This is a genomic window from Bradyrhizobium sp. (assembly GCF_049581145.1).
GTDB lineage: Bacteria > Pseudomonadota > Alphaproteobacteria > Rhizobiales > Xanthobacteraceae > Bradyrhizobium.
Window position 1 is genome coordinate 1 of sequence record NZ_JBAURI010001038.1, and the last position, 11,796, is coordinate 11,796.

12 protein-coding genes are annotated in these 11,796 nt (G+C 62.3%); all 12 read left to right on the plus strand.

What is annotated here, in order from left to right; all coding sequences use genetic code 11:
• On the plus strand, positions 1-711 hold a 711-nt coding region (locus WCB02_RS33530), incomplete at its 5' end, for a molybdopterin-dependent oxidoreductase (protein WP_423965206.1).
• 10 nt (positions 712-721) lie between these two features.
• The gene (gene nuoH, locus WCB02_RS33535; RefSeq protein ID WP_423965209.1) at positions 722-1,792 is read left to right on the plus strand and encodes an NADH-quinone oxidoreductase subunit NuoH; all 1,071 of its coding nucleotides are present in this window, start codon (positions 722-724) and stop codon (positions 1,790-1,792) included.
• A 7-nt stretch (positions 1,793-1,799) separates the two neighbouring features.
• Positions 1,800-2,288: an NADH-quinone oxidoreductase subunit NuoI gene (gene nuoI, locus WCB02_RS33540; protein ID WP_423965211.1), complete on the plus strand. Its 489-nt coding sequence runs from the start codon at positions 1,800-1,802 to the stop codon at positions 2,286-2,288.
• A gap of 13 nt (positions 2,289-2,301) precedes the next feature.
• Positions 2,302-2,940: an NADH-quinone oxidoreductase subunit J gene (locus WCB02_RS33545; protein ID WP_423965213.1), complete on the plus strand. Its 639-nt coding sequence runs from the start codon at positions 2,302-2,304 to the stop codon at positions 2,938-2,940.
• Positions 2,937-3,245: an NADH-quinone oxidoreductase subunit NuoK gene (nuoK, locus tag WCB02_RS33550; RefSeq protein ID WP_423965215.1), complete on the plus strand. Its 309-nt coding sequence runs from the start codon at positions 2,937-2,939 to the stop codon at positions 3,243-3,245. Before WCB02_RS33545 ends, nuoK begins: the two co-directional genes overlap by 4 nt.
• A 7-nt stretch (positions 3,246-3,252) precedes the next feature.
• On the plus strand, positions 3,253-5,352 hold the full coding sequence (gene nuoL / locus WCB02_RS33555; protein ID WP_423965217.1) for an NADH-quinone oxidoreductase subunit L: 2,100 nt from the start codon (positions 3,253-3,255) through the stop codon (positions 5,350-5,352).
• Positions 5,352-6,860, plus strand: a complete 1,509-nt coding sequence (locus tag WCB02_RS33560) for an NADH-quinone oxidoreductase subunit M (protein ID WP_423965219.1) — start codon at positions 5,352-5,354, stop codon at positions 6,858-6,860. The genes nuoL and WCB02_RS33560 overlap by 1 nt, the downstream gene beginning before the upstream one ends.
• Positions 6,861-6,883: 23 nt before the next feature.
• Positions 6,884-8,320 carry an NADH-quinone oxidoreductase subunit NuoN gene (nuoN, locus tag WCB02_RS33565; RefSeq protein WP_423965222.1) on the plus strand — a complete coding sequence of 479 codons (1,437 nt, stop codon included), beginning with the start codon at positions 6,884-6,886 and terminating at the stop codon, positions 8,318-8,320.
• Positions 8,321-9,130, plus strand: a complete 810-nt coding sequence (locus WCB02_RS33570) for a biotin--[acetyl-CoA-carboxylase] ligase (protein WP_423965225.1) — start codon at positions 8,321-8,323, stop codon at positions 9,128-9,130. It abuts the gene before it with no gap.
• Positions 9,130-10,800 (plus strand): ribonuclease J, encoded by a 1,671-nt coding sequence (locus tag WCB02_RS33575; RefSeq protein WP_423965227.1) that lies wholly within the window; start codon positions 9,130-9,132, stop codon positions 10,798-10,800. The genes WCB02_RS33570 and WCB02_RS33575 overlap by 1 nt, the downstream gene beginning before the upstream one ends.
• Before the next feature lie 23 nt (positions 10,801-10,823).
• On the plus strand, positions 10,824-11,228 hold the full coding sequence (gene mce, locus WCB02_RS33580; RefSeq protein WP_423965229.1) for a methylmalonyl-CoA epimerase: 405 nt from the start codon (positions 10,824-10,826) through the stop codon (positions 11,226-11,228).
• A 3-nt stretch (positions 11,229-11,231) separates the two neighbouring features.
• Positions 11,232-11,507: a DUF1467 family protein gene (locus tag WCB02_RS33585; protein WP_423965231.1), complete on the plus strand. Its 276-nt coding sequence runs from the start codon at positions 11,232-11,234 to the stop codon at positions 11,505-11,507.
• Positions 11,508-11,796 lie beyond the last annotated feature (289 nt).

The window sequence follows — 11,796 nt, forward strand, 5'->3', positions numbered from 1 at the left end:
GCCGCGCGGCACGACGGCGCCGCGGTGCTGGCGCTCGCGGCCAAGCTCGCGCTGGATTTCGGCGCGATCAAGGACGGCTGGAACGGTTTCGGCGTCCTGCACGATTCGGCATCGCGCGTTGGCGCGCTCGATATCGGCTTTGCGCCGGGGGCGGGCGGGCTGACGGCTGCCCAGATGACGACGTTCGGCACGCTCGACGTGCTGTTCCTGCTCGGCGCCGATGAGGTCAAGGTGCCGGACGACAGCTTCGTTGTCTATATCGGCACCCATGGTGACCGCGGCGCGCACCGCGCCGACGTGATCCTGCCGTCTGCCGCCTATACCGAAAAAACCGGCATCTACGTCAATACCGAGGGCCGGGTGCAGATCGCGGGCCGCGCAGCATTCCCTCCGGGGGAGGCGCGCGAGGACTGGGCCATCATCCGCGCGCTGTCTGATACGTTAGGCAAGAAGCTGCCGTATGATTCGCTTGCCGCATTGCGGGCGGCGATCTTCAAGGCGGTGCCGCATTTGATGCGTGTCGATCAGATCGAGGCCGGCACAGCGGATGACATCAAGACGCTTGCAGGGGGCGGCGGAACGGTGGAGAAGGCACCGTTCAAGTCGACAGTGGATGATTTCTACCTGACCAACCCGATCGCGCGCGCTTCGGCCGTGATGGCGGAGTGTTCGCGCCTGGCGTTGGGGCAAATGCTGACGGCGGCGGAGTGAGCGTGACCTGATGGCTGATTTCTTCGCAAGCGAGTTCTGGACCGGCTTCCTCTGGCCGTTGATCATCATGGTCGCGGAAAGCGTCCTGCTGCTGGTGCTGCTGCTGGTCGCGATCGCCTACATCCTGCTGGCCGACCGCAAGATCTGGGCTGCGGTGCAGATCCGGCGCGGACCGAATGTGGTCGGTCCCTTTGGCCTGTTCCAGTCCTTCGCCGACCTGCTGAAATTCGTATTCAAGGAGCCGGTGATCCCGGCCGGCGCCAACAAGGGCGTCTTCCTGCTCGCGCCTTTGGTGTCCTGCGTGCTGTCGCTTGCGGCCTGGGCAGTGATCCCCACCAATCTAGGATGGGTGATCTCCGACATCAATGTCGGCATCCTCTACATCTTCGCGATCTCGTCGCTGTCGATCTACGGCATCATCATGGCCGGCTGGTCGTCAAACTCGAAATATCCGTTCCTCGCCGCCCTGCGCTCGGCGGCGCAGATGGTGAGCTACGAGGTCTCGATCGGCTTCGTCATCATCACCGTGCTGTTGTGCGCGGGCTCGCTCAATCTCTCTGCCGTGGTCGAGGCGCAGAACACCCGCGGGATCGGCGGCCTGATCGGCCTGCCGCAGCTGACCATCCTGAACTGGTATGTCTGGCCGCTGTTTCCGATGTTCGTGGTGTTCTATGTCTCGGCGCTGGCTGAAACCAACCGGCCGCCGTTCGATCTGGTGGAAGCCGAATCGGAACTGGTCGCGGGCTTCATGACGGAATACGGCTCGACGCCGTATCTGCTGTTCATGCTCGGCGAATATGTCGCCATCACCACGATGTGCGCGATGGCGACCATCCTGTTCCTGGGCGGTTGGCTGCCGCCGGTTGCGCTGCCGCCATTCACCTGGATTCCCGGGGTGATCTGGTTCGCGCTCAAAGTATCGTTCATGTTCTTCATGTTTGCGATGGCGAAAGCGATCGTTCCGCGCTACCGCTACGATCAATTGATGCGGCTCGGCTGGAAGGTGTTCCTGCCGCTGTCGCTGGCAATGGTGATCGTTGTCGCCGGCGTGCTGCATTTCGCCGACATCGCGCCGAAGTGAGGTCGCCATGAGTGTCAACGCCACCGCTCGATCGCTGCTGCTGTCGGAATTCGTATCGGCATTCTTCCTCGCCATGCGCTATTTCTTCCAGCCGAAGCCGACGCTGAACTATCCGTTCGAGAAGGGGCCGATTTCGCCGCGCTTCCGCGGCGAGCATGCGCTGCGCCGCTATCCAAACGGCGAAGAACGCTGCATCGCCTGCAAGCTGTGCGAGGCGATCTGCCCCGCGCAGGCGATCACGATCGAGGCAGGTCCCCGCCGCAACGACGGCACCCGTCGCACGGTGCGCTACGATATCGACATGGTGAAATGCATCTATTGCGGGCTGTGCCAGGAGGCATGCCCGGTCGATGCAATCGTCGAGGGCCCCAATTTCGAATTCGCGACCGAGACGCGCGAGGAACTTTACTATGACAAGGCGAAATTGCTCGCCAATGGTGACCGCTGGGAGCGCGATCTTGCGAAATCCATCGAACTCGACGCGCCGTACCGGTGACGGGGCATAAGCGATGATCCTTCCCGCGCTGTTCTTTTATCTGTTCGCCGGTATCTGCGTGGCATCCGCCTTGATGGTGATCGTGTCGCGCAATCCCGTGCACTCGGTGCTGTTTCTGATCCTGGCATTCGTCAACGCTTCCGGCCTGTTCGTGCTGATGGGCGCCGAATTCCTGGCCATGATCCTGGTCGTGGTCTATGTCGGCGCGGTCGCGGTGCTGTTCCTGTTCGTGATCATGATGCTCGATGTCGACTTCGCCGAACTGCGCGAAGGCTTTATCGAATATCTGCCGATCGGGCTTGTGATCGGCGGGGTGTTCATGGTCGAACTGCTGCTGGTCGGCGGCGGCTGGGTGATCAATCCCGGCACCGCCAAATCGATCACGGCTGCAATCCCTGCCAATGTCAGCAATACCGAGGCGCTCGGCCTCGTGCTCTACACGAAATACATCTACTACTTCGAGCTCGCGGGCATGGTGCTGCTGGTCGCGATGATCGGCGCCATCGTGCTGACCTTGCGCCACAAGGCGAGCGTCAAGCGGCAGGATGTCAACGTGCAGAATGCGCGAACGCCGGAGATCGCCATGGCGGTGCGCAAGGTCGCCTCGGGCCAGGGGCTGGTGGACGCGGATGCGGCGGAGTGGGTGCAATGACGATCGGGCTCGGGCATTATCTGGCCGTCGGTGCGATCCTTTTCACGCTGGGCATTCTCGGCATCTTCCTCAACCGGAAGAACATCATCGTCATCCTGATGTCGATCGAGCTGATCCTGCTCGCGGTCAATATCAACCTGGTGGCGTTCTCGACCTTCCTCGGCGACATTGTCGGCCAGGTGTTCGCCCTGCTGGTGCTGACGGTTGCCGCTGCAGAGGCCGCGATCGGGCTTGCCGTGCTCGTGGTCTATTTCCGCAACCGCGGTTCGATCGCCGTTGCGGACGTCAATCTGATGAAGGGCTGACCCAGCTATGATCCAGGCAATCGTCTTTCTGCCGCTGCTGGGCGCTATTCTCGCCGGCCTGATCTCGATCTTCGGGGCGCATGCGCGGTGCCCGAGCGGCGATACCGTCGAGCACCATGCCGACGCGCACGGCCACGGTGCGCCCGATGTCAGCGAGGATGCGAGCGTCATCCACGCATCGAGCCACGAACCCGATGCCCATGACGACCACGGTCACGACGACCATGCTGCGGTCGAGCCGCCGGCCGCCGGATCGCGCGCAGCCGAGCTGATCACGACCTTCCTGTTGTTCGTGTGCGCCATCCTGTCCTGGGTAACTTTCGTCGACGTCGGCTTCATGCATCACGACGCCCGGATTGCATTGTTTCCGTGGATCGAGTCGGGCGATCTTCAGGTGTCGTGGGCGCTGCGGGTCGATACTCTGACCGCGGTCATGCTGGTCGTGGTCACCACCGTGTCGTCGCTCGTGCATCTGTATTCGATCGGCTACATGGACGAGGACCCGTACCGGCCGCGCTTCTTTGCCTATCTCTCGCTGTTCACCTTCGCGATGCTGATGCTGGTGACCGCCGATAATCTGGTACAGATGTTCTTCGGCTGGGAAGGCGTCGGCCTTGCGAGCTATCTATTGATCGGCTTCTGGTACCAGAAGCCGTCGGCCAACGCGGCGGCGATCAAGGCCTTCGTGGTCAACCGCGTCGGCGATTTCGGCTTCTCGCTCGGCATTTTCGCCGTCTTCATGATGATCGGCTCGGTCGATTTCGACACCATCTTCAGCGCCGCGCCGGGTCTTGCCGGCAAGACCATCGATTTCCTGGGTTGGCATGCCGACGCGATGACGCTGATCTGCCTGCTGCTCTTCATGGGAGCAATGGGCAAGTCCGCGCAATTCCTGCTGCACACCTGGTTGCCGGACGCCATGGAAGGCCCGACGCCGGTCTCGGCCCTGATCCACGCCGCGACCATGGTGACCGCGGGCGTCTTCATGGTGGCGCGGCTGTCGCCCTTGTTCGAACTCGCGCCGAACGCGCAGTCGTTTGTGATGTTCATCGGCGCGACCACGGCGTTTTTCGCGGCAACCATCGGTCTGGTGCAGAACGACATCAAGCGCATCATCGCTTATTCGACCTGTTCACAGCTCGGCTACATGTTCGTGGCGATGGGGGCGGGCGCCTATTCGGTCGGCATGTTCCATCTGTTCACGCACGCCTTCTTCAAGGCGCTGTTGTTCTTGGGCTCGGGCTCGGTGATCTACGCGATGCATCACGAGCAGGACATCCGCAAGATGGGCGGGCTGTGGCGCAAGATCCCCTATACGTTCGGCATGATGTGCATCGGCACGCTGGCCTTGACCGGCTTTCCGCTGTTTGCCGGCTACTTTTCCAAGGATGCGATCATCGAGTCCGCCTATGCGTCGCATAGTCCGGTATCGACCTATGCCTATGTGCTGACGGTCGTCGCCGCGGCCTTGACCTCGTTCTATTCCTGGCGGCTGATCTTCAAGACCTTCTTTGGCGAGCCTCACGATCAGGAGCATTACGAGGCGGCGCATGAGGCTCCCGTCTGGATGCTGGTTCCGATCGGTGTTCTCGCGGCCGGTTCCATCTTCTCGGGCTTTCCTTTCCGCGAGGTGTTCGTCGGCCACGGCGTCGAGGAGTTCTTCCGCGACTCCGTGAAGATGAACCCGCACATCCTCGAAGACATGGAGCAGATGCCACATCTTCTGGGATTCTTGCCGTTCGTGATGATGCTGATCGGCCTGGCGATCGCCTACCTCTTCTATATCCGCCGGCCCTATATCCCCGAACAGCTCGCCGCCGAGCAGCCGATGCTCTATCAGTTCCTGCTCAACAAGTGGTATTTCGACGAACTCTATGACTTCATCTTCGTGCGTCCCATGAAGTGGATCGGGCGCACGCTCTGGAAGGTCGGCGACGGCTATATCATCGACGGTTTCGGACCGGATGGCGTGTCGGCGCGCGTGCTGGACGTCACGCGCAACGTCGTGAAAATCCAGACTGGCTATCTCTACCACTACGCCTTTGCGATGCTGATCGGCGTGGCCGGTCTGATCACCTGGTTCATGTTCGGCTTTGGAGGCCAGTGATGACAACCTGGCCCATTCTCTCGGTCGTCACCTTCCTGCCGCTGGTTGGCGCGCTCTTGGTCTATCTCAACCGCGGCGACGATGAGGCGGCGCGGCGCAATGCGCGCTGGATCGCGCTGTGGACCACGCTCATCACGTTCGTGGTGTCGCTGATCCTGGTTGCGCGTTTCGATCCTGCGCAGACCGACTTTCAGTTCGTCGAAACGGGCTCCTGGCTTGCCACCGGCATCAACTACCACATGGGCGTCGACGGCATTTCGCTGCCTTTCGTGATCCTGACCACCGCCTTGTTGCCGTTCTGCATCATCGCGAGCTGGAAATCGGTGACGGTGCGGGTGCGCGAATACATGATGGCGTTCCTGATCCTGGAAACGCTGATGATAGGGACGTTCTCCGCGCTCGACCTCGTGCTGTTCTATCTGTTCTTCGAGGGCGGCCTGATTCCGATGTTCCTGATCATCGGCGTGTGGGGCGGCCCGCGCCGGGTCTACGCCTCCTTCAAGTTCTTCCTCTACACGCTGCTCGGTTCGGTGTTGATGCTGCTCGCGATCATGGCGCTGTACTGGAACGCCGACACCACGGATATTCCGACCCTGATGCACACCGCGGTGCCGCGTTCCTTGCAGACCTGGGCGTGGCTGGCGTTCTTCGCGTCGTTTGCCGTCAAGATGCCGATGTGGCCGGTGCATACCTGGCTGCCGGACGCCCATGTCGAGGCGCCGACCGCCGGCTCGGTGATCCTGGCCGCGATCCTGTTGAAGATGGGCGGCTACGGCTTCCTGCGCTTCTCTCTGCCGATGTTCCCGCTGGCCTCGCACGACTTCGCGCCGCTGATCTATTCGCTGTCGGTCATCGCCATCATCTATACGTCGCTGGTGGCGCTGATGCAGGAGGACATCAAGAAGCTGATCGCCTATTCTTCCGTCGCCCATATGGGCTTCGTCACCATGGGCATCTTCGCCGGCACCATGCAGGGTGTCGCCGGCGGCGTCTTCCAGATGATCTCGCATGGCATCGTCTCCGGCGCGCTGTTCCTGTGCGTCGGCATCATCTACGATCGCATGCACACGCGCGAAATCGCCGCCTATGGCGGCCTCGTCAACCGGATGCCGCTCTATGGCCTGGTGTTGATGGTCTTCACCATGGCCAATATCGGGCTGCCCGGCACCTCCGGCTTCGTCGGCGAGTTCATGACCTTGATCGGCACCTTCAAGGTCTCGATCCCGACCGCCTTCTTCGCCACCACCGGCGTGATCCTGTCGGCGGCCTATGCGCTCTGGCTCTATCGCAAGGTGATCTTCGGGGCGCTGATCAAGCCGTCGCTGATGACCATCAAGGATCTCACGCTCCGCGAATGCGTGATGCTGTTTCCGCTGGTCGCGCTGACCATCCTGTTCGGCGTTTATCCAAAACCGGTGCTGGACATGTCGGCGGCGTCGGTGCAGCAACTCGTCAACAATTACACCACCGCGGTGACGGCTGTGAAGGCCGCCGCGCTGTTGCACTGACAACAGCAGGTGAGGGGCATGCCATGAGCTTTGAGACCGCGGGTTATCAGTTGCTGCCGGTCGTACCCGAAATGGTGCTCGCGGTGGGCGCCATGGTGCTGTTGATGCTCGGCGCCTATCGCGGGCAAGGCGTGACCGCATTGGTCCTCGGCCTTGCGGTCTGCCTGCTGATCGTCACCGGCATCCTGGAACTGACGCTGCCAGCCGGCAAGCTCACGACGTTCGGCGGCAGCTTCATCGTCGACGACTTTGCCCGCTTCCTGAAGATCGTGGCGCTGATCGGCTCGGTCGCAACGCTGCTGCTGTCGATCGAATTTTTGTCCGATCCGTCGCGGCGGATTTTCGAATATGCGATCCTGGTCCTGCTCTCCACGCTCGGCATGATGGTGCTGATCTCGGCCGGCGACCTGATCGCGCTCTATCTCGGGCTCGAACTGATGTCGCTCGCGCTCTACGTGGTCGCCGCCAGCAACCGCGACAACGCGAAATCGACCGAAGCCGGCCTGAAATATTTCGTGCTCGGCGCATTGTCGTCGGGCATGCTGCTGTACGGCGCCTCCCTGATCTACGGCTTCACCGGCACCGTCAGTTTTGCCGGCATTGCGGCGGTGGCAAAGACCGGCAGCCTCGGCATCGTGTTCGGCCTGGTGTTCCTGCTGGCAGGGCTGTGCTTCAAGGTTTCCGCGGTGCCGTTCCACATGTGGACACCCGACGTCTACGAGGGCGCGCCGACGCCGGTGACCGCGTTCTTTGCCTCCGCCCCCAAGGTCGCCGCGCTCGCCGTGTTCACGCGCGTGGCGCTCACCGCTTTTCCAGGCATTGTCACGCAGTGGCAGCAGATCGTCGTGTTCGTGGCGATTGCCTCGATGGCGCTCGGATCGTTCGCAGCGATCGGGCAGAAGAATATCAAGCGGCTGATGGCGTATTCGTCGATCGGTCACATGGGTTTCGCGCTGGTCGGGCTTGCCGCCGGCACCGTCGAGGGCGCGCAGGGCGTCCTGGTCTATCTCTCCATCTATGTGGCGATGACGCTCGGCTCATTTGCGATCATCATCGCCATGAAGCGCAACGGCCGGTCGGTCGAGAATATCAGCGATTTCGCCGGCCTTTCGCGCACCAACCCGTTGCTCGCGTTCTTCTTTGCGATGCTGCTGTTCTCGCTGGCCGGCATTCCACCGCTGGCGGGCTTCTTTGCCAAGTTCTACGTCTTCATCGCCGCGATCAAGGCGGGGCTGTTCACGCTAGCCGTCATCGGCGTCGTCACCAGTGTGGTCGGCGCCTATTACTATCTGACCATCATCAAGGTGATGTATTTCGACGAGCCGCTCGCCAAGGTCGAGCCGATGCGGCTGGAACTGCGCACGGTGCTGGCGGTTGCCGGGCTCTTCAACATTTTCTTCTTTGTCTATCCGGGACCTCTGGTCAGCGTCGCGACATCAGCCGCGAAATCGCTGTTCTAGATGCCATTCGCGCTCGGCCCGCGCGCCGCGTCCGGGGGTTACGGGCTCGTTGCTTTTGACCAGATCGGATCGACCAACGCCGAGGCACTGACGCGTGCCCGTGACGGCGAGCGCGGTCCTTTATGGTTCGTGACCACCGAGCAGACGGCGGGGCGCGGACGGCGGCAACGGCCCTGGATTGCGCCGCGCGGCAATCTCGCCAGTAGCGTCCTTGAAGTGATGGAGGTCGCGCCCGCGGTTGCCGCAACGCTTGGATTTGCCGCGGGGCTGGCGTTGGAATCGGCGTTGCGCAAGATCAGCATCGAAGCCGCGATGCGGGCGGCGGGTTCGGACAGTCTCAACTTCGCGCTGAAATGGCCCAATGACGTGCTGGCCGGGGGACGCAAGCTCGCCGGTATCCTGCTGGAAGCGGAGACCGTCGGAAATCGCCTCGCGTTGGTGGTCGGCATCGGCACCAATGTCGTCGCAGCCCCCGAGGGGACGCCGACACCGGCGACCTCGCTCCGTGCCCTCGGCATTGACATTGCCGCCGAGGAACTCTTTGTTGCTTTGTCGGACGGTTGGGCCGAGTTCCGGAGCATCTGGGATAACGGTCACGGGTTTGGCGAAATCCGAAAGCTGTGGCTGGAGCGTGCCGCCGGACTGAGCCAGGCCGTCGCGGTCAAATCGGGCGGTGCCGCGATCGAGGGCACCTTTGAGACCATTGATGAGCAAGGCTGCATGATCGTACGGACAATGGCAGGCAGGCTTGTGCCGATCGCCGCGGGTGATGTGTATTTCGGCTCGGCGGCCTCGACAGGGGCGGCCTGATGGCGCGTCCGGATGAGCTGACCTTTGCGCCGCTCGGGGGCGTCGGCGAGATCGGCATGAACCTGTCGATCTACGGGCTTGGCAACCGCCACCAGCGGTCCTGGCTCGCGATCGATCTCGGTGTCTCCTTCGGCGACGAGGAGCATCTGCCCGGCATCGATCTGATCATGCCCGACATCGGCTTTCTCGAAAAGCAGCGCGGCAACCTGGTCGGGCTCGTGCTGACGCACGCCCATGAGGACCATTTCGGCGCCATCATCGATCTCTGGCCGCGGCTGAAATGCCCGATCTACGCCACCAGGTTCAGCGCCGCGCTGTTCCAGGCCAAATGCGAATCCGAGCGCAACCCGCCGAAAATCCCGGTCACGGTCGTGCCCTCCGGCGGCCGCATCGACATCGGGCCTTTCAGCGTCGAGTTCATTCCGGTCGCCCACTCGATTCCGGAATCGCATGCGCTCGCGATCCATACCGAGCTCGGCACCGTGCTGCACACTGGGGATTGGAAGATTGATCCGACCCCCATTATCGGCAAGCCGACCGACGAGCGGCGGCTGCGCGAGCTCGGCGATGCCGGCTTGTTGGCGCTGATCGGGGATTCCACCAACGCGGTGCGGGAAGGACGCTCGCCGTCGGAGGCCGAGGTCGCCAAGACCATTCTCGAACTGGTCAAGGCCGCCAAAGGCCGCGTTGCGGTCACCACCTTTGCCTCCAACGTGGCGCGGCTGCGCGCGGTCGCCGATGCCGCCAAAGCCGCCGATCGTGAAGTCGTCGTGGTCGGTCGCGCCATGGAGCGGGTGGTGCAGGTCGCGCGCGAAACCGGTCATCTCGATGGCGTGCAGAATTTCAGGAGCACCGACCTTTACGGCCATTTTCCGCCCGACAAGGTGCTGGCGCTGTGCACCGGCAGCCAGGGCGAGCCGCGTGCGGCGCTCTCGCGCATTGCCAATGACGACCATCCGCAGGTGACGCTGAACAAGGGTGACTGCGTGATCTTTTCCTCGCGCACCATTCCCGGCAACGAAAAGGCGGTCGGCGCCATCATCAACGGCCTGATCAACCTCGGCGTCGAGGTCGTCACCGACCGCACCCATCTCGTCCATGTCTCCGGCCATCCGCGCCGCGACGAGCTGCGCGACATGATCGCCTGGACCCGCCCGCAGCTGTTGATCCCGGTGCACGGCGAAGCACTGCATCTGTTCGAGCACGCACGGCTGGCACGTGCCGCGGGCGTGCCCAAGGTCCTGATCTGCCGCAACGGCGATCTGGTCAAGCTCGGAGCCGGTGATCCCGGCATCATCGATCAGCTCCCGTCCGGGCGGCTCTACAAGGACGGCACCATCATCGAGGATTCCAAGTCGCGCGCCGTGGTCGAGCGACGGCGGATGGGTTTTGCCGGCTGCGTCTTCGTCGCCATCGGCATGACCGAAAAAGGCGAACTGGCCGACGATCCCGAGGTTGATCTTGTCGGCATCCCCGAGAAGAATGGGGCCGGCGAGGAACTCGACGACATCGTGTTCGACGTGGTGGTGTCGACCGTCGAGGGTCTGCCGCGGGCGCGGCGGCGCGATCCGGACGCGCTGGCGGAATCATTACGCCGGGCGGTGCGGTCCGTGCTGAACGAACACTGGGGCAAGAAGCCGCTGTGCATGGTCCACGTTCTGCAAGTCTAAGACCTAAAAATAGGGAGGGCACCATGCTGGGCCGGCTCAATCATGTCGCAATCGCGGTCAAGGACGCCGAGAAGGCCGCGAAAATCTACGGTGCGGCGTTCGGTGCCGCGATATCGGATGCCGTGCCGCTTCCGGAGCATGGCGTCATCACCGTCTTCGTCACGCTTCCGAACACCAAGATCGAGTTCATTCAGCCGCTTGGCGCGGCGTCGCCCATCGCGAAATTCCTGGAGCGCAATGCCGACGGCGGCATCCACCACGTCTGTTATGAAGTCTCCGACATCATCGTCTCGCGCGACATTCTGATCAAGGAAGGCGCGCGCGTGCTGGGCGATGGCGAGCCGAAAATCGGCGCGCACGGCAAGCCGGTCTTGTTTCTGCATCCGAAGGATTTTTCCGGCGCGCTGGTCGAGATCGAACAGGCCTGAACCATGGCCTATACGATCTCAACCTGGTTCGCGATCTACTTCGTGTTGTGGTGGATCACCCTGTTCGTGACGCTGCCGTTCGGCGTGCGCAGCCAGCACGAGGATGGCGGTGGGGCGCCCGGCACCGATCCCGGCGCTCCGATCGCGAGCCAGATGGGCCGCAAGTTGATCTGGACCACGGTCATCTCGGCGGTGATTTTTGCCCTTTCCATGATGGCCTATGGCGCCGGTTATTTCTCGATCGAACGATTGTCGAAACTGATGGGGATGCCGTTCTAGATTTACAGGTTGGGGTGGGAAGATATGACATTTCAGAGAATCATCATCGGACTTTTTGTACTGTTTGCAGTTGGCCTCGGTGCCGCGTTCTATATCAATTGGCGATTGGCGGTTCAGGTTCAAACGATGAAGGCCTTCGTCGAAGGCTATGTTTTCGCTGACGCCGTTGCCGCCTGCGAAAAGGCGCCGAGTTCGACGCCATTCAAATGGAACGCCGGCAAGACTACATCGATCATCGGGCTGAATGCCGTCAAGCTCGACAAGGACAGCGTCATCGCGAGCTATACGC